At 57.0% G+C, this 22,913-nt stretch carries 19 protein-coding genes; 13 read left to right on the top strand and 6 right to left on the bottom strand.

The window, feature by feature from the left end; all coding sequences use genetic code 11:
* Positions 1-33: 33 nt before the first annotated feature.
* Genes ACR0L4_RS12895 through ACR0L4_RS12870 form a run of 6 tightly spaced genes read left to right on the top strand, consistent with a single transcriptional unit; the run spans position 34 to position 6,548 of the window.
* Positions 34-996 carry a cytochrome ubiquinol oxidase subunit II gene (locus tag ACR0L4_RS12895; RefSeq protein WP_480513450.1) on the top strand — a complete coding sequence of 321 codons (963 nt, stop codon included), beginning with the start codon at positions 34-36 and terminating at the stop codon, positions 994-996.
* Positions 993-3,080 (top strand): cbb3-type cytochrome c oxidase subunit I, encoded by a 2,088-nt coding sequence (locus ACR0L4_RS12890; RefSeq protein WP_480513448.1) that lies wholly within the window; start codon positions 993-995, stop codon positions 3,078-3,080. Before ACR0L4_RS12895 ends, ACR0L4_RS12890 begins: the two co-directional genes overlap by 4 nt.
* Positions 3,077-3,709, top strand: coding sequence for a cytochrome c oxidase subunit 3 (locus tag ACR0L4_RS12885; RefSeq protein ID WP_170749657.1), 633 nt, complete (start codon positions 3,077-3,079; stop codon positions 3,707-3,709). Before ACR0L4_RS12890 ends, ACR0L4_RS12885 begins: the two co-directional genes overlap by 4 nt.
* Positions 3,702-4,028, top strand: coding sequence for a cytochrome o ubiquinol oxidase subunit IV (locus ACR0L4_RS12880; protein ID WP_480513446.1), 327 nt, complete (start codon positions 3,702-3,704; stop codon positions 4,026-4,028). The genes ACR0L4_RS12885 and ACR0L4_RS12880 overlap by 8 nt, the downstream gene beginning before the upstream one ends.
* Positions 4,029-4,044: 16 nt before the next feature.
* A complete protein-coding gene (locus ACR0L4_RS12875; RefSeq protein WP_480513444.1) occupies positions 4,045-5,028 on the top strand; it encodes an HlyD family secretion protein in 984 nt (327 codons plus the stop codon).
* Entirely contained in the window at positions 5,025-6,548 is a 1,524-nt protein-coding gene (locus tag ACR0L4_RS12870; RefSeq protein WP_480513442.1) for a DHA2 family efflux MFS transporter permease subunit, read from the top strand. Before ACR0L4_RS12875 ends, ACR0L4_RS12870 begins: the two co-directional genes overlap by 4 nt.
* On the opposite strand, the gene ACR0L4_RS12865 is transcribed toward ACR0L4_RS12870, so the two are convergent.
* A complete protein-coding gene (locus ACR0L4_RS12865) occupies positions 6,545-6,907 on the bottom strand; it encodes a fluoride efflux transporter FluC (protein ID WP_480513440.1) in 363 nt (120 codons plus the stop codon). The two genes, ACR0L4_RS12870 and ACR0L4_RS12865, sit on opposite strands and share 4 nt — an antisense overlap.
* The gene (locus ACR0L4_RS12860; protein WP_480513438.1) at positions 6,900-7,271 is read right to left on the bottom strand and encodes a fluoride efflux transporter FluC; all 372 of its coding nucleotides are present in this window, start codon (positions 7,269-7,271) and stop codon (positions 6,900-6,902) included. Before ACR0L4_RS12860 ends, ACR0L4_RS12865 begins: the two co-directional genes overlap by 8 nt.
* A gap of 255 nt (positions 7,272-7,526) precedes the next feature.
* Here ACR0L4_RS12860 and ACR0L4_RS12855 point away from each other — a divergent pair, with 255 nt between their 5' ends.
* The gene (locus ACR0L4_RS12855; protein ID WP_480513436.1) at positions 7,527-9,107 is read left to right on the top strand and encodes an FMN-binding glutamate synthase family protein; all 1,581 of its coding nucleotides are present in this window, start codon (positions 7,527-7,529) and stop codon (positions 9,105-9,107) included.
* Between the two features lie 15 nt (positions 9,108-9,122).
* Here the strand turns inward: ACR0L4_RS12855 and ACR0L4_RS12850 are convergent, their stop codons facing one another.
* From ACR0L4_RS12850 to ACR0L4_RS12835, 4 genes are read right to left on the bottom strand one after another with little or no spacing between them, the layout of a single operon-like run.
* Positions 9,123-9,779 (bottom strand): ABC-type transport auxiliary lipoprotein family protein, encoded by a 657-nt coding sequence (locus ACR0L4_RS12850; RefSeq protein ID WP_480513434.1) that lies wholly within the window; start codon positions 9,777-9,779, stop codon positions 9,123-9,125.
* Complete coding sequence (locus ACR0L4_RS12845) at positions 9,776-11,092, bottom strand: MlaD family protein (protein ID WP_170749650.1); 1,317 nt, start codon at positions 11,090-11,092, stop codon at positions 9,776-9,778. Before ACR0L4_RS12845 ends, ACR0L4_RS12850 begins: the two co-directional genes overlap by 4 nt.
* Before the next feature lie 13 nt (positions 11,093-11,105).
* Entirely contained in the window at positions 11,106-11,912 is an 807-nt protein-coding gene (locus ACR0L4_RS12840; RefSeq protein ID WP_170749649.1) for an ATP-binding cassette domain-containing protein, read from the bottom strand.
* A gap of 1 nt (position 11,913) precedes the next feature.
* Positions 11,914-13,038: an ABC transporter permease gene (locus ACR0L4_RS12835; RefSeq protein ID WP_170749648.1), complete on the bottom strand. Its 1,125-nt coding sequence runs from the start codon at positions 13,036-13,038 to the stop codon at positions 11,914-11,916.
* Positions 13,039-13,213: 175 nt separating this feature from the next.
* On the opposite strand from ACR0L4_RS12835, the gene ACR0L4_RS12830 reads away from it, so the two are divergent.
* The 6 genes from ACR0L4_RS12830 to ACR0L4_RS12805 all read left to right on the top strand — a co-directional run bounded on the left by ACR0L4_RS12830 (position 13,214) and on the right by ACR0L4_RS12805 (position 22,863).
* A complete protein-coding gene (locus ACR0L4_RS12830; protein ID WP_480513431.1) occupies positions 13,214-14,749 on the top strand; it encodes an alkaline phosphatase family protein in 1,536 nt (511 codons plus the stop codon).
* Positions 14,750-14,906: 157 nt separating this feature from the next.
* Positions 14,907-16,592 carry an aspartate-alanine antiporter gene (gene aspT / locus ACR0L4_RS12825; RefSeq protein ID WP_480513429.1) on the top strand — a complete coding sequence of 562 codons (1,686 nt, stop codon included), beginning with the start codon at positions 14,907-14,909 and terminating at the stop codon, positions 16,590-16,592.
* 18 nt (positions 16,593-16,610) lie between these two features.
* Complete coding sequence (locus ACR0L4_RS12820) at positions 16,611-18,227, top strand: bifunctional aspartate transaminase/aspartate 4-decarboxylase (protein ID WP_480513427.1); 1,617 nt, start codon at positions 16,611-16,613, stop codon at positions 18,225-18,227.
* A gap of 104 nt (positions 18,228-18,331) precedes the next feature.
* Positions 18,332-20,197 carry a PAS-domain containing protein gene (locus tag ACR0L4_RS12815; protein ID WP_480513593.1) on the top strand — a complete coding sequence of 622 codons (1,866 nt, stop codon included), beginning with the start codon at positions 18,332-18,334 and terminating at the stop codon, positions 20,195-20,197.
* Positions 20,197-20,898 carry a response regulator transcription factor gene (locus ACR0L4_RS12810; RefSeq protein ID WP_170749643.1) on the top strand — a complete coding sequence of 234 codons (702 nt, stop codon included), beginning with the start codon at positions 20,197-20,199 and terminating at the stop codon, positions 20,896-20,898. Before ACR0L4_RS12815 ends, ACR0L4_RS12810 begins: the two co-directional genes overlap by 1 nt.
* Before the next feature lie 198 nt (positions 20,899-21,096).
* On the top strand, positions 21,097-22,863 hold the full coding sequence (locus ACR0L4_RS12805; RefSeq protein WP_480513425.1) for an ABC transporter ATP-binding protein: 1,767 nt from the start codon (positions 21,097-21,099) through the stop codon (positions 22,861-22,863).
* The last annotated feature ends 50 nt before the right edge of the window (positions 22,864-22,913 follow it).

Below are 22,913 nucleotides of genomic sequence, written 5' to 3'. Positions count from 1 at the left end.
ACACGAAAGTGAGGCAGGAGAGGACAGTCGCCTATGACCATGGTCAGAACGACCCTCATGTCAGTTGCGATGTGGGTAGCCCTTTTGGCTCTTATGACATCGGCGCAGATGGCCGTTGCCAGCGACAGTTTCATGGATCCCCAAGGTCCCATTGCAGCGCTTCAGAAAACCCATTTGCTGCGCGCGACAGTGCTGATCCTGATTGCAGTTGTTCCTGTTCTCGTGCTGGTGCCACTGATTGCGCTGCGCTACCGTCGCCGCAGGGGCGGGACGGCCGCCTACCGACCGAATTGGGCGTTTTCGGGCCCATTGGAAGTGCTGATGTGGGGTGTTCCGGTAGCTATTGTGGCGATTCTATCCTTCTACCTTTGGAAAACAACCTATCGTTTGGATCCGTATTCCGCCCCGTTCGGAGAAGAGCCGGCCATACAGGTTCAGGTTGTCGGCCTGGATTGGAAATGGCTGTTCATCTACCCCGATCTGGGCATCGCCAGCGTTGGTGAATTGGGTATTCCCGTCAAACAGCAGATTGCCATGACACTGACGACGGATACAGTGATGCAGTCCTTCATGATCCCTGCGCTTGGAGGTCAGATTTACGCCATGCCAGGGATGACCACGCAGTTGCATCTGGTTGCCGACCATGCCGAAAGGATGCAGGGCGAAAACACACAGTACAACGGGCGTGGTTTCACCAAACAGAAGTTCGAGACCGTTGCCATGCAGCCCGATGACTTCGACGCTTGGGTCGCGCAAGTGCGTCAGAACGGCATTGTCCTGGATCAGGCGACCTATCAGACCCTAGCCATGCGCACGGACCGGGATGAGGTACAGGCCGCTCTCGGCACGGATGCCATGCCGGACAATGCCTTGTATTTCCGACTGGATGACGGGGATCTGTTCCGCACGATCCTGCACCGCTATCACTCCGGCGCGGCCTTGCCTTTGGATCAGCAACCGGGAACAGCCGCGTTTGGGCAGGAGGCAGGCCAATGACATCAGAGACCGGTTTTTTCGGTCGCCTCGGTTGGGACGCGCTACCCATCACCGGCTTGATCCAGAACCCCAATACAAACGAGATCGTTGCCAATGCAGCGGCTGCGGTGGTGATAGTAGGGGCGGTCGTCGTGGTCTTTCTGTTGTCGTGGTTTCGCCTTTGGGGACCGCTATGGCGCGATTGGCTAACAAGCGCCGATCACAAGAAAATCGGAATCATGTACATCGTCTTTGCCATCGTGATGCTGGCCCGGGGTGTACTGGAAGGCGTCGTCATGCGCGCTCAACAGGCTGCAGGACCGGGCGAAGGGTTCCTTGAGGCCGAACATTTTGCCGAACTGTTCAGCACGCACGGCACGATCATGATTTTCTTCGTGGCTGTCCCCTTTGTCTTTGGCATCGCCAACTATGTCATTCCGCTGATGATCGGCGCGCGGGATGTCGCGTTTCCGGTCATGAACCAGATCAGCCTCGGTCTGACCGTCTCGGCGGGCATGATGCTTATGGTGTCGCTGGTTGTGGGGAATTTTTCGACCGGGGGCTGGACCGCCTATCCGCCCTACACCGGGGCTGCGTTTAATCCGGGAGTTGGGCCTGATTACTGGATCTGGGCCATTGTCGTCTCGGGTATCGGGACAACGCTGACGGGGATCAACTTTGCCGTGACGCTGTACAAGCTGCGGGCACCGGGCATGACCTTCATGCGGCTGCCGATGTATTGCTGGACGATCATCTGCAGCTCGATCCTGATTGTCTTTGCGATGCCGCCCTTGGGGGTGGCCGCATTGATGTTGGCCGCCGACCGCTATCTGGATTTCCATTTCTTCACCAATGACCTCGGCGGCAACATGATGAATTACGCCAACCTGTTCTGGCTGTTTGGTCATCCCGAGGTCTACCTGCTGGTCTTGCCTGCCTACGGTATCTATTCCGAGATCTTTGCAACCTTCTCGGCCAAGCGGCTGTACGGCTATACCTCACTGGTGATCGCCACCATGTCGATCGCGGTGCTGTCTTTCACCGTCTGGCTGCATCACTTTTTCACCATGGGCCAAAGCGCGTTGATCAACGCGGTGTTTGGCATCGCAACCATGCTGATCGCCATTCCAACCGGCGTGAAAGTCTATGACTGGATGGCGACACTGTGGCGCGGGCGTATCCGATTCTCGGTGCCGATACTTTATGGTCTGGCCTTTCTGATGCTGTTCGTCATCGGTGGGCTCAGCGGGGTGATCCTGGCCAATCCGACCATCGACTATCAGGTGCACAATACACTGTTTCTGGTGGCGCATTTTCACAATGTGCTGCTGCCGGGTGTCCTTTTTGGGTTGTTGGCCGCCTACAATTATTGGTTTCCCAAGGCCTTCGGATTCCGTTTGCATGAGGGGTGGGGCAGAGTGACGGTTGTGCTCTGGACCGTTGGTTTCATGCTCACCTTCCTGCCGCTGTATTTCGTGGGACTCATGGGAATGCCGCGCCGGTCATTCAGTTGGGAAGACCCAAGCTTTCACCCATACATGATTGTCGCCGTAATTGGCGCACTGGTCATAACGGCGGCGCTTTTTTCGGTTCTGGTCCAGCTTTGGGTCAGCATCCGCGATCGCGACAAAACCCGTGTGCCTGTCGGCGATCCGTGGGACGGGCGCACATTGGAGTGGTCAATCCCTGCGCCGCCACCGCCCTATAACTTTGCCATCATTCCGCAGGTGACCGGGCGCGACGATTTTGCTGCCGCCAAGGAACGCGGGGCAGCGTACCCGACGCCTGATGCCTATGAGGACATAGAAATGCCGCGCAATACAGGCATTGGGTTCATCCTCTGTGTAACCAGCGGCATCTGGATGTTTGCACTGGTCTGGTGGATCTGGTGGCTGGCTGCACTGATGACCGTTGTCATGATTCTGGCCTTGATCCTCTGGACATTCGACACCAGCACCGAAATCACCATTCCCGCTGAACAGGTGCGTGAAGAGCATGAGGCCTGGTTGGCACTGGTACACAGCGAAACTGCCGTGGACCGCGATCACGAAACAACGCCGGAAAACCGCGGCCTCGCCCGCCCTGACATGGAGGCGGTGACATGAAACGTGCCCCAACCCACAGCTATCCGGGCATAAACCTGGGCGACCGCCATGCCAGTGCTCATAAGGCGTCCGAAGTTGTCACCTTTGGCTTCTGGGTCTTTTTGATGAGCGATCTGGTCTATTTCGGCCTGATGTTCGCCATCTACATCACCATGATCGACGCGCAGGCCGGTGGTCCGGGTCCGCACGAGCTGTTTGATCTGACCAGCATTTTCGCCCAAACCATGATCCTGCTGACCAGCAGTCTGACTGTTGGGTTGGCAATGCTGGCCCTGAAATACAATCTACCCCGACCCAGAATCATTCTGTGGTTTGGGGTCACGCTACTTTTGGGGATAAGCTTTCTGGTTCTGGAAATCCGGGATTTCATGGCGATGGCCGAAAAAGGTGGCGTTCCGCAGCGCAGCGGGTTCCTGTCTGCATTCTATGGTCTGGTTCCGCTGCATGGGTTGCATGTGGCGGCAGGGTGCGTGTGGTTGGTTGTGCTTGGCATTCAGTTGCGGGTGATGGGCATGACCGATCTGGTCATCTCGCGCGTGGTTCGGTTGGCGCTGTTCTGGCACTTCCTCGACCTGATCTGGATTGGCATCATCACAATCGTCTATTTCGGAGGGCTCAGCTATGGATAGGCGTTCCGAGATGCACAGACGCGAGCGGCGGCGCTACATGATCGGCTACGGTGGCTCGCTGTTGCTGACATTTGCGATGTTCGGAGCTGCCTATCGTTTCGGAATTGAAACGACCGGAGTGTATCTGACCATTGGTCTGCTAGGTCTGGCACAGCTTATTTTTCAGCTGGTTTATTTCCTGCATATCGACCGCCGACGCAGCAGCCGCGAGGATCTGGATCTGATCCTGTTCTCAACCCTTGTCTTGCTGATCATCATTCTCGGGACGGTCTGGATTCTGGGCAACCTTGCGATCCGAATGCACATGCACCCAATGTAGAACGAAGGTCTGAGTCATGAAATCTCTCAAGCTGGTCGCAATTCTTGTCATGCTGGGTGCGATTGGCGTGGGCCTGTACCTGTTCTGGCGCCATGAAGAGCGTTATCCCTCGACCCAGGACGCCTATATCGGGGCAAACATCATTTACATCGCGCCACAGGTCACGGGGCAGGTGGCACAGGTACATGTGAACGAAAATCAAACCGTCAAAAGCGGCGATCTGCTGTTCACCATCGATGACACGCAGTTCAAGGCGGCGGTGGATCAGTCCAAGGCCAACCTGGACAGTGCCGAGCAACAAGCGAAGTCATACGCGACACAGATTGCAGCGGCTGAGGCGTCGGTGGCGAGTGCGCAATCCGCTTACGATACGGCGCAAAAGGCACTTAATCGGGCCAAGGCACTGTTTGCAACTGGGGATGTCGCCCAGTCTTCGCTGGATCAGACGACCTCGGACTTTGCTCAGGCCTCTGCACAGTTGACCAGCAGCCAATCCAACCTGTTGGCCTTGCAGGGCGGACTGGCGGCGAAGCAGGATGACATTTTGTCGGCGCGCGCGCAGTTGGAGATCGACAAGGCCAATCTGGCCTGGACCAAGGTTTACGCTGCCGCTGATGGTTGGATCGCCAACCTGACCTTGCGGCCCGGATCTTCGGTATCGGCAAATGCCCCGCAGTTTTCAATCGTCGAGTCCTCAGAGTGGTGGGTGGATGCCAATTTCAAGGAAACCTCGCTGCCGGGCATTCGTCCGGGTCAGCCGGTCTCGGTGCAAGTGGACATGCTGCCGGGTTTGACCTTGACCGGCAAAGTCGCCTCGATCGGGCGCGGGTCGGGGGATACGTTCTCGTTGTTGCCCTCCGAGAACGCCAGTGGCAACTGGGTCAAGGTCACCCGCCGCTTCCCTGTACGGATCGATCTTGATCCGACCGACGCGCCCCTGCGGGTCGGGGGCAGCAGCAAAGTGGTCGTGGACACGACGGCGGCAGCGTCGGGTCAATGACTGCGTTGACCAGCCGTCACGTCAATCCGGTGATCGTGGTCGCCGTGGTCTGCAGCGCAATTCTGGAAGTTTTGGACAGCACGATCGTCAACGTGGCGCTGCCCCATATTCAGGCGGCATTTGGCGCCACGACCGATCAGGCGACGTGGATCCTGACCAGCTATATCGTTTCCGCCGTTGTCGTGATGCCGCTGACCGGTTTTGTGGCGCGTAGGGTCGGGCGCCGCCGCTTGATCCTGACCGCCGTGACCGGCTTTGCCAGTATGTCGATCATGTGTGGGCTATCGTGGAGCCTTCAGACCATCGTGTTCTTCCGCCTTGCGCAGGGCATGTTCGGGGCCTTCCTGATCCCGCTGTCCCAATCCATCCTGTTTGATGCCTTTCCGCGCGAAAAACGGGGGCAGGCCATGGCCGTGTTTGGTCTCGGGGTTGTTGTGGCCCCGGTTCTGGGTCCTACCGTGGGTGCGATCCTGACCGAGTATTTCTCGTGGCGGATGGTGTTTTTCGTGAACCTTCCCATCGCGGCTATGGCGCTGCTGTTGCTGGCCGGTGAGCTGCCGAAAGATGAAACCGAAGAGGTGAAGATAGACTGGCAGGGATTGGCGCTGTTGGCGCTTGGGATCGGATGCCTTCAGTTCATTCTGGATCAGGGCCAAACCAAAGACTGGCTGACCTCGCGCATCATACAGGTTGCGGCGATCGCGTCGGTTCTGGGTGCGTTGGGGCTGATCGTGCACTGCCTGACGACAAAAACACCGGTGGTGGATTTGCGCCTGTTTACGGATCGCAACTTTGCCCTGTGCAATATGGTCATCGTCGGTTTTGCGATTTCACTTTATGGAGGCATCGCCATTCTGCCAACCTTTGTGCAAACCCTGCTGAACTATCCGGTGATTGAATCCGGCCATCTGTTTATCCCGCGCGGTCTGGCAGCCGGTGTATCCATGGTGGCGACCGGGGCGGTTCTGGTAACACGCTTTGATCCACGGGTGCTGGCCGGGATCGGAATGACACTGACGGCCATCAGCAATTTCATGATGGGTATGCTGAACCTGAACGCAGGTTTCTGGGAATTGGCCATTCCCGGCATCATCAGCGGTCTGGGTATGGGACTTGTCTTTGTGCCGATGTCCATACTGGCGTTCGAAAGCATCAGCCAAAGGCGGCAGGACGAGGCCTCGGGGCTATTCAATGTCACCCGCCAGCTTGGGTCTTCGGTTGGCATTTCGCTTGTTGGTACGTGGGTGGTGCGCGGGTTGCAGACCAACACCGCCGTGCTCAGCCAGAATGTCACGCCGTACAACCCGGCGGCACAGGCCTATCTGCAACCGTTGGGTCTGACACCGGACAGCGCTCAGGGGGGTGCGATTCTGGGGCAGGAAATTGCGCGGCAGGCTGAAATGATCTCATACCTGACTGTGTTCAACAATTTGGGGCTGTTGGCTCTGGCTACGCTGCCTTTGTTGTTGTTTTGCCGGGCACCTAAGCCGGGCACCGCAACCCAGGTACACTCACATTAATGTGTCAATTCCAACCCTAGCCACAAAGCACCCCAACACAGAACCAGGCTGAGTAGAATATTGCCAGCGGCGAGCGCAAGGGTATGGTCTCGGCGCAGTTCCAGCGATTGGTAGGCAAAGCTGGAGAACGTGGTGAACCCGCCGCAAAACCCGAATACCAGACGCTTCTGTTCTTCACCCATTTCCACAGGCCCGCCCAGGTAACCGATCCACAGGCCCAGCAGCAGGCTGCCCAGAACGTTTACGATCAAAGTGGATACGGGGAAGGTATGGGTAATTCGCAAGGTAAGCCAATGTCGCAGCACCGCGCCAAGCCCGCCGCCCAACCCGAACATCGCATGCAGGTAGAGCTCAGTCATTGTTGCCCCGTCCCGCATGAATGTGACGGCCCAGAGTTTCGCCTGCAACGGCAGCAGCCAGACCAAACGCGATTTCCAAACCGGCGGCTGCGGGCGCGGTCCACACCGCGGTTGAGGCCATGCGCTCAAGCTCGGCGACAAAGGACGAGAATGTCGACAACCCGCCGCAAAATCCGACTGCACCCAGATGCAGCACATGGACGTGAACCCGGTGGCGAATGGAATAGAGCCAGCCCAGTACAAAACAGGCGACCATATTGATACCGAACGTGGCGGTCAGGACCGGAGCGCCGGGAATCTCGAGCGCGAAAAGCTCGCGCAGCAGGGACCCCAGCGCACCGCCCACAAAGACGGACAGGATCATCCAGAAACGTCCTCGTCGTTCAGTGTGGGGTTCAGATCTCGCCAAAATCGATACCTTATGTTGCGATTGGACCGGCACGCGCGCGATCAACACTCTCTGTAACGCGGTTTCACATTCGCGTCCGGTTTGTATTCAGTTTGTCTAAAGGCTTGCAATCAAAAGCCAAGCTGTTTCACTTTGACTTCAACATTTTCGGTTCCGATCTGTCTGGATTTCGGACCGCACCCGGTAGCAACCCACCCAAGGAGATCAGGAATGGTTGTACGCAGGCTCTATTATTTTCTGAGTTTCGTCTGTCTGCCCTTGGTGGCGGTCTTGGGTTTTTTCTGGCCGCCTGCGCATTGGCTGCTGCTGCTGTTGGTCCCTTATGCAGTGATTGGTATGTATGACATGCTGACCACCAAGCACAATGTTCTGAACAACTACCCGGTTCTGGGGCATTTCCGCTACATGCTGGAATTCGTGAGCCCCGAGATTCGACAGTATTTTGTGGAAACCAACGAAAGCGGACGGCCCTTCAACCGGATCATTCGCAGCCTGATCTATTCTCGCGCCAAGGGTCAGGTCGACACGCAGGCCTTCGGAACGCAATACGATATCACGACCGTAGGGTATCACCGCGCCAACCATTCCCTGGCGCCCAAACATGTGGACGAAAGCGAAGAACGTGTGATCTTGGGCGGTCCGCAATGCGAAAAGCCCTACAGCGCCTCCCGTCTGAATGTGTCCGCCATGAGCTTTGGCGCGCTCAGCGCCAATGCAATCCGCGCCTTGAATGGCGGAGCCAAAGACGGCGGCTTTGCCCATAACACAGGCGAAGGAGGCCTGTCACCGCATCATCTGGCTGAGGGCGGAGACATCATCTGGCAGATCGGTACCGGGTATTTCGGGTGCCGCACCCATGATGGCGGGTTCGACAAGGATAAATTTGCTGAACGCGCCAAGCTGGATGTGGTCAAGGCGATCGAGATCAAGCTGTCTCAGGGTGCGAAACCCTCGCACGGGGGCGTGTTGCCCGCTGCCAAAGTCGACAAAGAGATCGCCGAGATCCGCGGTGTGCCAGAACATAAGGACGTGATTTCACCACCGATCCATTCCGCCTTTGAGGGTCCCACCGGGTTGATGGAGTTTGTGCAGCACTTGCGCGAGATGTCGGGGGGCAAGCCGATTGGCTTCAAGCTCTGCATCGGGAACCCGTCGGAATTCATGGCAATCTGCAAAGCGATGCTTGAGACCGGCATCCTGCCGGATTTCATCACCATTGATGGGTCTGAGGGTGGAACAGGCGCTGCGCCGGTTGAATTCACAAACCGTCTTGGAATGCCACTGAACGAGGCACTGATCTTCGTGAACAATTGCCTGCGTGGAGCGGGTCTGCGTGACAAGATACGCGTTATCTGCTCAGGCAAGGTCGCGACCGGCTACGACATGGTCGAGAAATTCGCGCTGGGCGCGGATATGTGCAATGCCGCCCGTGCGATGATGTTTGCCGTGGGCTGCATTCAGGCTTTGCATTGCAACACCAACCGCTGTCCGTCGGGCGTGGCCACGCAAGATCCGATCCGAGGGCGCGCAGTGAACGTGCCACAGAAACGCCAGCGGGTTCATCGATACCACGACGCCACATTGGAAAGCTTCCGAGAGTTGTTGGGCGCCATGGGCAAAGAGAAAGTATCAGAGCTGACACCGGGCGATATTCTCCGCCGGACTGCGGATGAGCGGGAACATTCCTATGCCCAACTTCACGCGTTCCTCGATGACGGGGTGTTGCTGACCGACGATATCCCCGCCGAGTTCGCAGCGGATTGGAAACGCGCCTCGGCCCAGTCGTTCTAGCTGGATATCCTGACCCTATTGCAGTGAGGGTCTGGGATTGTTGGCCGCGTGCGTGTGGATCCTTCGCACGCTCCACTCCACCGCGTCGCGCATGGTTTTACCAAGGGCAATGTCGAATGCCTCGACCAGATCGGGGGTTTGGTCGCTGGCCGCAACGACATACTCGCGGAAGGAATCTGAGGCGATAATCTTGTCTTCGAACTCATCAATGATCTTGATGTTCATACGCACTTCGACACGCACGGTTTTGGAGTCTTCGGTTTCCGAGACAACAAGCCCCTGAAACTCGCGCAGATCGGGCTGGATGACGTAGTCGGCGCGCAGGCCAACAGTGGATCGACCCACCGCTGCCACTTTGCCCGAGTTCTCAAAGCTTTCGACCATCAGTGCCTGCACGATCAGTGGCGCGCGATCGACCCAACGCGCTTGCGGCAGGTATTGCACTTGCAGCGCGGTGGGCTGGATGGCGATCTGGTCGGTGTTGACGGCGGCGGTGGCCGTTGGCTCTTGCACCACGACCTGCTTCTGAACCCGGGGAAGCGAGGAAGAGAACGTGCTTTTTGGCGTCAGCAGATACAGATCATTGGGCTTTGACGCCTGCCGCAACGTGTCCAGCCCGGTACAGGCCCCCAGCAACGGCAAGATCAGGGTTAATAACAGGGGCCTAATCATTGACGGAACTCCGATGCTTGGGTGCCCAGCAGAAAGCGTGCCGGGTCGCGTTCGATCTTGTCGGCCAGCCGGTCAAGGGTGATGACCAGCCGCTGCGCCTCTTCCACAAAGCGAACGAATTGCGGCAGACCGACCCGCAGGAAATTCGAAACCTGCCGGCTGTTATCCTGAACGATGTTGTCGACTGTGCCCAACAGCTCTTTCGCCGAGTTTGACGCGCTGAGAACATCGTCCGAGATTTTGTCGATCTTCTCGGTGATATTCGAGACGGTTTCAGTGACTTGATTGGCCGCTTTGCGGATGTCTTCGGCAACGGGGGCCACGTCCTCTTCCATCACGCGATTGGCTGAATCAAAGGCACGCTCGGCCGAAGCCAGGGCACCTTTTGTCGACTCCATGGCCGTGGTGATGGAGGCGAGTGTTGTGTTGGCGTTCAAAACAGTCTCGGTGATCACCCCCAGCGAAACACTGGCCTCATTCGTCAGCCGCGTAAGATGATCGGCCAATTCCGACCCGCGTTGAATCAAGGGTTGGATATCCTCATCAATCACGCGGTTGGCGGTTGCCAGGGTCGTTTTGGCCTCATCCAACGCACCCTTGGCCGATTCCGAGGCTGTTTTGACGGATTTCAAGGTTTCGGTTCCCGTCTTCAGCGTGGTCTCTGCCGTCGTGATCAGTGGGTCCAGACGTTTGGTGAATTCGCCGATATCCTTGGCCGCACTGCCGATATCGCCAGACAGGGTTTCGAAGTCAGACATCGTTTTATCCAACTTTCCGGTGGCCGAGGCCAAATTCTCCAGTATGTCAGACACGGCCTTGCGGTTTTTTTCGTCCACGACCGAATTCAGTTCCTGCAAGAGGGTCACCGCCTCATCCAGAACTTTCGGCGCACCCTCGAACAGGGTTTGGATCGTGCTGCGTTTGCTTTTGATGACGCTTTCTTGCGGTAGGCGGGCGGCAGTTGCCGATCCTCCGGTCAATTCGACATAGCCGACACCAGTGACGCCAAGCGACTGCAGTTGCGCAATAGTATCCTCGGTTACCGGGATGCCGGCGTCCACTTCGATGCGTACCCGAACCTTTGACGGGTCATCCTGATCCAAATTCAACGAGATCACCTGACCGACCGGCAGGCCGTTAAAGCTGACGCCACCGGCCGCCGACAATCCCGACACATTGTCGAACAACACGTCATAATAGGCGTATTGGCGGGTCACCTCGAATTTGGCGAGCCAGAGGAAAAAGCCGAACGCGCCCAAAAGTCCCGCAAGGGTGAACGCGCCGATCAGGATATAGTTCGCTCGGGTTTCCATAGCCTTACCTGCTCTACCCCTTCTGTTGCGCCGCACGGGCGCGGGGGCCTGTGAAGTATTCCCGGACCCAAGGATGATCGACCTTGGTCATCTCTTCTATTGGACCTTCAACCAGTACGCGTTTTTCTGCAAGCACCGCGATGCGGTCGCAGATGGCATACAGGCTGTCCAGATCGTGGGTAACCATGAAAACCGTAAGCCCCAGTGCTTGCTGCAACTCTCCGATCAGATCGTCGTAGGCAGCGGCGCCGATCGGGTCCAACCCGGCGGTAGGTTCGTCCAGAAAAACGATCTCGGGGTCGAGCGCCAATGCCCGTGCCAGCGCTGCCCGTTTGCGCATCCCACCTGAAAGTTCGGATGGAAACTTACCGCAACTCAGCTGTGGTAGACCCACAAGGCTGATTTTGAGCGCCCCCAGGGATTCCATCAGTTTCTCGCTGAGGCCCGTGTGTTCGCGCAGCGGTGCCATGACGTTCTGCAAAACCGTGAGCGAGGAAAACAGTGCCCCGTCCTGAAACGCCACGCCCCAATGACGTTCAATGCGGCGGCGGTCGGCCTCGGGACCATTCAACACGTCGACGCCCAGAACCTCGATGCTGCCGGCGGCGGGTGTGTTTAGCCCCACGATCGTCCGCAGCAGCACCGATTTACCTGTGCCCGACCCGCCGACGATGCCCAGAACTTCTCCGCGCCAGACGTCCAAGTCCAGATTGTCATGCACCACTTGCGGCCCGAATTGGTTGCGCAGCCCGCGCACACGGATCACGGCCTCGCGTTGCGCATCTGCCTGAGTGGCCTGATGTTGAACCGTACCGTCCATGTCAGACCCCGATCTCGGAGAAGAAGATCGAGAACAGCGCATCGATGGCGATCACCATGAAGATCGACTGTACGACAGAGGCGGTCGTGCGTTGACCAACGCTCTGGGCCGAGCCTTTGACCTGCATTGCCTGCCAGCAGGCGATCACGCCGATGACCAGCGCAAAGAACGGTGCCTTGATCAACCCGACCGCAAGCTGCCAGACGTCCGTGCTTTCATTCAACCGCGTGACGAACATGCCGGGACTGATGCCCAGATCGATCCAGCTCATCAATCCACCGCCGAACAAACCAGCAATATCAGCGACAAACCCCAGAATGGGAAGCATGATCAACAGCGCCAGAACGCGCGGGACCACCAGAACCTCGATTGGGTCCAGGCCCAGCGTCCGCATGGCGTCGATCTCTTCCTGAACCTTCATTGACCCGATTGAGGCCGTGAAGGCCGAGCCCGACCGACCGGCCACAATGATGGCGGTCAGCAGAATCCCCAACTCGCGCAGAACGGATATCGAAATCAGCTCGACCACAAATATCTCGGCCCCGAACTGCTTCAATTGGGTCGCACCCTGAAAGGCCAAGACAACACCAATCAGGAACCCCATCAGTGCGACAATCGGCAGGGCCTTGAACCCGGTTTCTTCCATATGCGTAAACAGCGCCGCGCGGCGCAGGCGCCAGGGCATGATCAAGGTGCGCCCGAGACGATGCAATGTCAGGCCCAGAAACCCCAGGATCGACAGCGTATCCTTCCAGGAACCGACGGTTCCTTGACCAACATCCGCAACCCAATCCACGAAACTGCGCGGTTCTGCGAGTTTTCCGGGTTTTTCCGGTATGTTGTGTGACACCGTCTCGATCAGCGCCGCGTGCGCGGGCTGGACGCCTTTGTACCGAAGCTGCGCACCTGTCCCCGTGAAGCGCTTTGCCAGATCGGCAACCAGCCAGGCCCCACCCGTGTCCAAAGCCTCGACATCGGACAAGTCCAGCGTAACGCTGCCGCCTGCGGGCTGGATGCCTGCGAATGCGCTCTCGACCATTGCCAGCGATTGCGTCAGCATTTCGCCTGCAATCCGGACCAGAGTGCCATCACCTTCACGTTCGGCTGTTATGGTTGGGCGCGTCATGAGGTCATGTGATGCAAAACACCCAGAGGCTGCAATGACTTTGTGCCCCTGCCTTGGGATTTCTCTGTCCGGGATTGCGTTGCTGCGACACTTGCACAAAGGGTAAAGACTAATCTGTTGCACGGGTCCAGAAACCGCGACACTGTGCGCGTGAAACCGCGGCAGGGGGCATGTCATGCAGAAAGCCGGCAATGTCTTGTTCATAATTATTGACCAGCTGCGCGCCGATTGCCTGAACGGAGCGTTGGCCGCGCATGTCGATTTGCCGAACCTGCGGGCCTTTATGGGCGAGGCGGTCACCTTCAACCGTCATTTCTCGGTCACCAATCCTTGCGGGCCGTCGCGCGCGTCGCTGCTGACGGGTCAATATGCGATGAACCACCGGTCTGTGCGCAACGGAACGCCGCTGCGCCATGACACGCCAAACATCGCCACCGAAATGCGAAAGGCCGGATATCTGCCGATGCTGTTCGGATACACCGACACGCCCGCAGATCCTCGCGCGTTTGACCCGAACGACCCGATGGTGAAAACCTACGAGCAGGTGTTGAACGGCTTTCACGAAGTTGTCGAAATGCGGCTGGAAGAATCCTATCCGTGGCGCGCGCATCTCATGAAGCAGGGCTATGCGTTTGATACCTACATGGATGTGTACAAGCCCGTGTCGCCATCCGGCAAGATGCCCAGGCTGAACGATCCGGCGCTGTACAGTGCCGACGACAGCGATACCGCATTCCTGACCGATGCTTTCCTGAGCAGCCTTGCGCCCTATACGGGGCAGAACTGGTTTGCGCATCTGACCTATATCCGCCCGCATCCGCCATTGGTCGCGCCGGCGCCGTACAATGACATGTACGACCCGAGCAAGGTTCCCTTGCCCGCGCGGCTGAAAACCTTGGCAGAAGAGACGGCGCTGCATCCGTTCTTCGGCCCCATGCTGGACACCTATACTGCCCGCGCGTTTGTGCAGGGTTTTGATCAGGTGGACCCGACAGATGAGAACATCCGCACCTTGCGAGCAGTGTACCTGGGGCTTGCAACTGAGGTGGATCATCACATCGGGCGCGTGGTCCAGTCCCTCAAGAACAGTGGCCAATATGATGACACGCTGGTGGTGATCACGGCCGACCACGGTGAGATGTTGGGCGACAGGCATAGCTGGGGCAAAATGACGGTCTATGACGCGGCCTATAACACACCGCTGATGATCCGGTTGCCGGGCAACCAGTCCCGCGCGGGCAGCGTTGTCGACATCCCCACCGAATCCATCGACGTTACGCCAACCATTCTGGATTGGGTTGGTCAATCCGTTCCGAACTCTATGGATGGCCGCTCATTGCTGCCACTTTTGCGCGGCGACAGGCCTAAGGATTGGCGCAGCTATACGTTCAGTGAACTTGATTTTTCCGAGCCTGAGGCTCCAACGCTGTGGCAAAAGCAGTTGGGAACCGGCACCAGCGATTCATGTCTGGGCATCCTTAGGGATGGGCGGTTTACCTTGGTTGAATTTGCGGCTGATTTGCCCCCGCTTTTGTTCGACCACGCGGCGCAAGGAGAGTTTGCAAATGTTGCCAACAAACCCGAATTCGCCGCTGATCTTGCCCGGCTCGGTCGTCAAATGCTGCGGCATCGGATGCGCAACATGGACCACACGCTGTCGCTGCATTCGATTACGCGTGAGGGGGCAAAGTCCCGTCAACGCTTCCAATAGGGGATCGCAAGAATCCTAGACAAATTCATATCTTACGATATCGTCAGCTTTTAAAACTCTGTTTGAATTTGTCCGGCCGGATACCAGTTGTTGTCAGACGCGCTCAATTCTAGGTGGAGCGTTTGCACATGTAGTTGGCCGTGTCGGGAGATTGGCGATGATCGACTGGTTTGTGCATGTACTGCAAACTTACCCCGAACTTGCCGTGTTTTTGTCCATTGGCATTGGGTTTCTTGTCGGACCGTGGAAGGTCATGGGATTCAGCCTGGGAACGGTCACAACCACGTTGCTTGCTGCTGTGGTCATCGGACAGGTGCATATCGACATAGATTCGGCTGTCAAATCGACTTTTTTCATCATGTTCATTTTCGCCGTCGGTTACGGCGTGGGACCTCAGTTCATACGTGGCCTGAAAGCTGACGGGGCACGGGAAGTTCTGTTTGCCCTGAGTGTTTTGGCCCTGTGTCTGATCATTCCGGTTGTGGCTGCCAAAGTGGCCGGGCTGGAACTGGGCTTTGCCGCCGGTCTCTATGCGGGATCACAAACCATCTCGGCCGCGATTGGGGTGGCGACAGATCAGATCAGCCAACTGGGCCTGTCCAGTGAGCAGGCGCAGACCTATGCCAACCAGATCCCGATCGCCTATGCAGTGACCTATATCTACGGCACTATCGGGTCTGCCATCATTCTGGCCAAGATCGGGCCGCGCCTGATTGGTGTGGATCTTGTTGCCGCCTGTAAGGAATACGAGGCCAAGCTGGGTGGCGGTTCAGCTGTGGACACCGGTGAGGGCATCGTCTCGGGCTATCGCGCCATCGAATCCCGCGCCTTTGTCATTCCCGACGGCAGCGATCTGTTGGGGCAGCCGGTGAAAGACCTTATGCCCGGCATCCGCATCTATGCCGAACGGATCAAGCGCGCCGACCAGATCGTTGAGGTCGAAGACACCACAATCCTGCAGGCAGGCGACACGGTCATGTTCTCGGGTCGTCGCGCCGACCTTGTCGGTCTGCTTGAATCAAAACTGAAAGAGGCCGACGCGCCGGACCTGTTGAGCATCCCGTCCGAAAAGCTGGATGTTCTTATCACCAACAAGGACGTGCATGGCAAAACATTGGAAGACCTGGGCAAGCTGTCCTTGGCGCGCGGGGTCTATGTCTCGAAACTGATGCGCAACATGGTTGAACTGCCTCTGTTGCCCGGCACCGTCCTGCATCGCGGTGACATCCTGACCGTTCTGGGCAGCAAGCGCCATGTTGAGGCCATGATTGCCGAGATCGGCTATGCAGACCGCCCTGTCGACACTACCGATCTGGCTTTTGTCGGTTGGGGTATTTTCCTCGGTGGATTGGTGGGCACACTTGCGATCACCATGGGTGGGTTTCCAATCAGCCTGTCTACCACAGGTGGCGCATTGCTGTCGGGGCTGCTGCTGGGCTGGCTGCGCACCGTGCATCCGACCTTTGGGCGGATTCCCGGCCCGTCGTTGTGGTTGATGAACACCTTGGGCTTGAATGTATTCATCGCCGTGATCGGGATCACCGCCGGGCCAGGCTTTATTGCTGGCCTGCAACAGGCTGGCATCGCCTTGCTGCTTTGGGGGATCGTTGCGACGTCTTTGCCAATGATCTTTTCGGTCTATGTCGGTCACTATGTGTTCAAGTTCCACCCGGCCATCCTATTCGGGGCCTGTGCCGGAGCCCGGACAACAACGGCGGCATTGGGCATGATTCAGGAAGCGGCGCAAAGCCGAATACCTGCGTTAGGGTATGGAATGCCTTATGCCATCGGAAACACTCTGCTGACCATTTTTGGGATGGTCGTTGTTTTGATTCTCAGCTGATTTGGAAGGTTTGGATTCATGGACAGACTGAAACTGCATGACTACGAAGCACTCAGCCCTTTTCAGATCAAGGATGAGCTGATCAAACTGGCCTCGGACGAGGCGCACAAGTCAAACGCGGCCTTCCTGAACGCAGGCCGGGGCAACCCCAATTGGATTGCCACCCGCCCGCGTGAAGCCTTTTTTGCACTTGGCCAGTTTGCGGTGACCGAGGCCAAACGGGTCATGAACCACCCCGCCGGTCTTGGGGGAATGCCTGCAAGGCAAGGGTGCCATGACCGCCTGTTGGCGTGGGCCGAGGCACATGCAGATATGCCCGGCGTCGATACGCTGCTTGAGGTGGTCAAACACGCCGTCTTTGCCTTCGACTTTGATGCCGATGCCTTTGTGCATGAACTGACGGATTCCATCATCGGCGACAACTACCCGGTGCCGGACCGTATTTTGGAGCACAACGCAGCCATCGCGCATGAATATCTGATGTGGGCCATGTGCTCGGGCCAACGCCCGGACGCCAAATTCGACCTCTTCGCGGTCGAGGGGGGCACAGCAGCGATGTGCTATATCTTCAAAACTCTCAAAGCCAACAGGCTGTTGAATGCTGGCGACACTATTGCGCTGTGCACGCCTATCTTTACCCCCTATTTGGAAATGCCCGAGCTGGAGGACTACAGTTTAGAGTCCGTGCATGTGGAAACAGATGAAAAAGATGGGTTCCAGCTGACCGATGCTGCTGTGGAAAAACTAAAGGACCCAAAGGTAAAAGCGTTTTTTCTGGTCAACCCGGGAAACCCGTCCTCGGTCGCGCTGAACGATGCCTCGCTGCAAAAGCTGGCCGATCTGGTCGAGAACCATCGGCCTGATCTGTTTGTTCTGACCGATGATGTGTATGGCACATTTGTTCACAGTTTTACGTCAGTGATGGGGTATCTGCCGCGCAACACGATCGGGGTGTACTCTTACTCGAAGTATTTCGGCTGTACGGGGTGGCGTCTTGGCGTGATCGCGGTCGCGCAAGACAATATCTTTGACCTGAAACTGGCGGGTCATTCAGAAGACATCAAAGACGCTTTGGACAAACGCTATGGGACCCTTAGCCTGACGCCGCGCGACATTCGGTTCATTGATCGGTTGGTCGCCGACAGCAGGGATGTGGCCCTGAACCATACCGCAGGTCTGTCGCTGCCTCAGCAAGTGATGATGACGCTGTTTTCGCTGGTCGAACTGGTGGACACCAAGAAAGCATATCAGACCGCTTGTATGGAATTGGTTCAACACCGCTTCAAACTGTTGACAGAAGCATTGGGGATCGAGGTCTCGCCGGGCGAAAACTACGATGCTTACTATGGCATTCTGGATTTCGAATACTGGCTTCGGAAATATGTTGGTGAAGAGGTTGTCGACTGGATCAAGCAGAACGTCCATCCGTTGGATATCGCCTTCAAACTGGCCGAAGACCACGGCATTGTTCTGCTGAACGGTAGCGGATTTGACGCACCCGATTGGTCGGCGCGCGTGTCCTTTGCCAATTTGCCGGATGAAGCCTATGCACAGATCGGTCGCGCCGTCCGTTCGGTTGCGCGCGGCTATGTGCAAGCCTATCGCGCAGCCAACAATCAACCGTTGCACGGATAGAACCGGGCCGTTCGATCACCTCTACACCTGCGGAAGATCTGGTGCTACGGATATGCCGCAGGAGGGGGGAACACTTGGACGTCAACGAACAGCGCCTCAAGGCAATGACAATCGCCGGGCTGAACCTGATCGGTCAGGCGCTTTCGATCTATGACAGCAAGCTACGTCTGGTTCTCAGCAATCGGCGTTTTCAAGAGATGTTCGATCTTCCTGACGAACTTCTTCAACCCGGTGCGCTGTTTCGCGACACCATCCATTTCCTGGCCAGTCGTGGCGAATATGGAGAGGACGGTGATATCGAAGAAATGGTCCGCCTGCGCGTCGAACAGGCGTTGGCGTTCGAGTCTCACTATATGGAACGTGTGCGACCCAACGGTCAGGTCGTCGCCGTCGAAGGCGCCCCGTTGCCACAAGGCGGTTGGGTGGCCGTATACACGGATATCACCGGGACCAAACGGGCTGAGAACCTGCTGCGCGCACGATCCGAGGAATTGTCTGGCCAATTGCTGAGTCACGCCGAAGAACTGTCTGCCACCAACCGAAAACTGGCGGCCACAATCACCGCTTTGGAAGAAGCCAAACGCGAATTGACCGAGATTGAAGCCCGCACACGCATGACAACCGAGATGATGCCCGCCCATATCGCGCATCTCGACGAAGCCGGGCGGTATGACTACTCGAACCGGCGCCTGAACTCGGTGATGCCGGGACGCCCGTCCGAGATTCTGGGTCTTCATATCTCTGAAGCTCTGGGGCCAGCGGCCTTTGCGCGCGTCGAGGAACATTTGCAAAAGGCGTATGATGGAGAGACTTCGGTGTTCGAGTTTACCGAAGATCAGGATGCGCGTCGTATCCGCGTATCCTTTACACCGGATGGAGACGGTGGCGTCTATGTGATGTCGGTGGACATCACAGAAGAAACGCAGGCGCGTGTAGCCTTGCAACAGACCCGCCGCCGGGAAATGGCCGCTCAGATGACCAGCGGTCTGGCGCATGATTTTTCGAACCTGCTGACCATTATTCTGGGTATGCAGGGACGGCTTGAGAAAATGGGCCTGCCCGACGAAGCCCGTGCACTTGTCGCGGCCACTCGCCAGACTGCGCGCCGAGGCGGGCAATTGCTGAACCGAATTGCCGATATGACGGGAACCCGGACCCCGCAACCGCAAGCCACGGATATGCGCAGGCTTTTGGAGGACTTGCGTGTCCTTGCCTCACCCTCTCTGCCACGTGGGGTCGGCCTGTCTTTGGTCAATACCTTGCCGGAACAGGCGCTGATGCTGGACCCCGGTATGCTGCAGGATGCGCTTCTGAATCTGGTTCTGAACGCCCGGGATGCCTGTGGTGTAAACGGTCAAATCACCATAAGCGCGCATGCCATTGGGGATATCTGGGTCGAGATCACTGTGTCGGATACCGGCCCCGGGTTTTCGACCGAGGCATTGGACAAGGCGCTCAATCCATTCTTTACCACTAAAGGCAGCCAAGGTTCCGGTCTGGGTTTGCCGATGGTCTATGACACGGTGAAACTTGCCGGCGGCTCTCTGAACCTGAAGAACACGCCCTCAGGCGCGTCCGTCAACTTGCGCTTACCATACCGCCCCGCGCCGCCGATCCGTGGAGGGTTGGTTTTGTTGGTGGAAGACAACGAAATTCTACGCGGTCAGTTCAGGGATATGCTCATAGATCTGGGATTCTCGGTGATCGAAGCAACTTCGGTGGACGAGGCGCTGGCGCTGGTCGAAGACGTAGAAGATATTGCGCTGGTTCTGTCCGATATTCGACTGGAGGGCAACGCCACGGGGCTGGATTTGCTGGGGCGTCTCAAGACTGGTTTGCCGTGCATTCTGATGACGTCGCTGGCACCCTCTGATCCCGAATTGCAACGCGCACGTAAGCTTGCGCCAGTGTTGCACAAGCCATTCACGCGCAAGCAACTTTCCGCACTGATTCGAACTGAGGCTGTCTGATGAACCAACCGCTGGTGACCATTTTGGATGATGAGCCCGAGATCCGCCACATCCTGACGGATGCTCTGGAAGAGGCCGGGTTTCGAACTCAGAGCTTTTCACGGGCAAGGGAATTCGAGGCCGCTTTGAACCGCGTGACGCCGGATGTGTGCCTGGTGGATCTATCGTTGCCCGATACGGACGGGCTGGCCCTTGTTCATCGTTTGGCCTTGGAACAAGGGGCGGCGGTCATTATTATCTCTGGTCGGGCGCAGGTACAGGACCGGGTGACGGGGTTGGAATTGGGAGCGGACGACTACATCACCAAACCTTTTGATCCAGCCGAAGTGGTTGCTCGTATCCGGGCGCGGCTACGGTCTCCACGCGGGCAGGTAAGCCATTCGGAAGTCGCGACTTTCAACGGATGGGTGGCACATTTTGATCGCTATGTCCTTGAAGATGACAAAGGCCATGAAACGCCGTTCAGCCATGCAGAAAGCGAGGTTTTGCGCCTGTTTCTCGAAAGCCCAAAACGGCTGATAAGCCGAGCCCAGATGCAAGAAGCCTTGGGTGGCGCAGCGGGTGACAGTTTTGACCGAGCGATGGATGTCCGTGTTTCACGGCTGAGAACAAAGCTGGGAGAGGATCCGAAGAACCCCCGCCTGATCAAAACCATCTATGGCGCCGGATATATTTTCCTCGGCGATGTTGTGTGGGGCTAACATCAACTGAAAACCGGTGCGTCGTGCCGTTTTGCGCTGTACGGGACGTTATCTTTCCGGGTGGGCTGGAATCTCAGGCTTGTCCTGCTTAACTAACAGCAACTCGAATTTCGGGTTGCAGGGTTCCGAAGGAGCTTTGGGCATTGTAAGGATGCGACGGCCCCTATGCAGGGGTCAAACGAGGGTCTGGAGAGCGGAATGATCGGCAAAGCCTGGGCGAAATGGCGATCCGGCTATATTGGTCGGCTTGTCGGGGAAAGCCTGCGCAAGCAGGGTTGGCTTTACGGCATCGCGATGTTGGCCATGGTGGTCTCAGCGGCCGCTACTGCGGGTACAGCATGGATGATGGAGAACATCATCAATACCATGACAGACCCCGAAATGAGATCAAAGGCACATCTGGTGGCTTTGGTCGTTGTGATTCTGTTTGGGTCCAAGGCCTGTGCATCCTACATTCAGGCGATTTTTCTGGCACGCGCCGGAAACCGCATTATCGCAGTTCAGCAATCGCGCCTCTATGACAGGCTATTGAGACGCGGTGTGGGCTATTTTGCCGAGATTGAGTCCTCAAACCTTTTGATGCGGGTTACTGCAGGCGCGCAGGCTGCGCGACGGCTCGTGGATGTGATCGTTACCAGCTTTGTGCGCGATCTTCTGACGCTTGTCGGTCTGGTGTTTGTGATGGTCTATCAGCAACCCTTGCTGTCAGTTTTGTTTTTTGTTGTGGGACCGGTAGCGCTGATCAGTGTCCGCTATCTGCTTAAGAATGTCCGCAAAATCATGCAGGCCGAGTTAAAGTATCTGTCTGAGATCATTCAGGTTTTGCAAGAGACGTCGAACGGGATCAAAGTCATCAAGGTCTTTGGTTTGGAAGGTCGGATGACCGACAGAATGAACATCGCGATTAAACGGGTTGAAAAACGGTCGAATGACATCGCGTCGTTGCAATCGATCGCAAGCCCCTTGATGGAGTTTTTGGCCGGCCTTGCGGTCGCTGGCGTTTTGGTGGTCAGCACACTGGGAATTGGGGGCTCGGAACCTCCTACGGCCGGCCAGCTGATGTCGTTTATTACCGCTCTTCTAATGGCTTATGAACCTGCAAAGCGTCTTTCCAAAATGCGCGTCGTGATTGAAACATGTATGGTTCCAATCGGTCTGATGTTCGAGTTGCTGGACGAAGAAGACTCCATGCGAGAACACGCGCAGCCCAAAGATCTGCGCGGCGGACCCGGTGAGATCCGTATGCGCGATGTAACGTTCGGCTATCAAGGGACATTGCCGGTCATCAAGGACATGAACCTTACGTTCGAGGCAGGAAAAACAACTGCATTGGTAGGTCAGTCAGGGGGTGGTAAATCCACGATTTTTGGTCTGATCATGCGGTTCTATGACCCGGACCAGGGCAGTGTCGAGATTGATGGTCAGGATCTGCGAGAGGTTAGCTTTGCGTCGCTGCGGCGCAAGATTTCCTATGTCGGTCAGGATACTTTTTTGTTCTCAACCAGTATCATGGACAACCTGCGATACGTGGCCCCGGACGCAACGGATGAAGAGATCATAGCGGCGGCGCAAGCGGCTCATGCTCATCAATTTATCAGCGAATTGCCTCAGGGGTACGACACCCAAGTCGGGGAAAACGGCGCGTTTCTGTCCGGGGGACAGAAACAAAGGCTGGCCATTGCCCGAGCGATCTTGCGGCGGGCTGAAATTCTGTTGCTGGACGAGGCAACCAGTGCGCTTGACGCAGAATCGGAAACGCTGGTGAAAGAAGCGCTGGATAAACTGACCGAAAGCGTCACCACGATCGTGATCGCGCATCGACTTTCGACGGTTCTGGAGGCTGACAATATCATGGTTGTTCAGGATGGAGAGATCGTTGAACAAGGTAACCTGAATGCACTGATCGAGCAAAACGGCGCGTTTCGACGCTTGTTTGATCAACAGTTCAAGCAACCTGTCTCATGAACTCCTGATATTTTGCACGACGCCATGAATTGGTTTCGTTGTTCGGCTTA

Source organism: Ruegeria sp. AB5, from assembly GCF_056542645.1.
The sequence above is the reverse complement of the archived record's forward strand: the minus strand, read 5'-3'. Positions and strand labels throughout refer to the sequence as shown.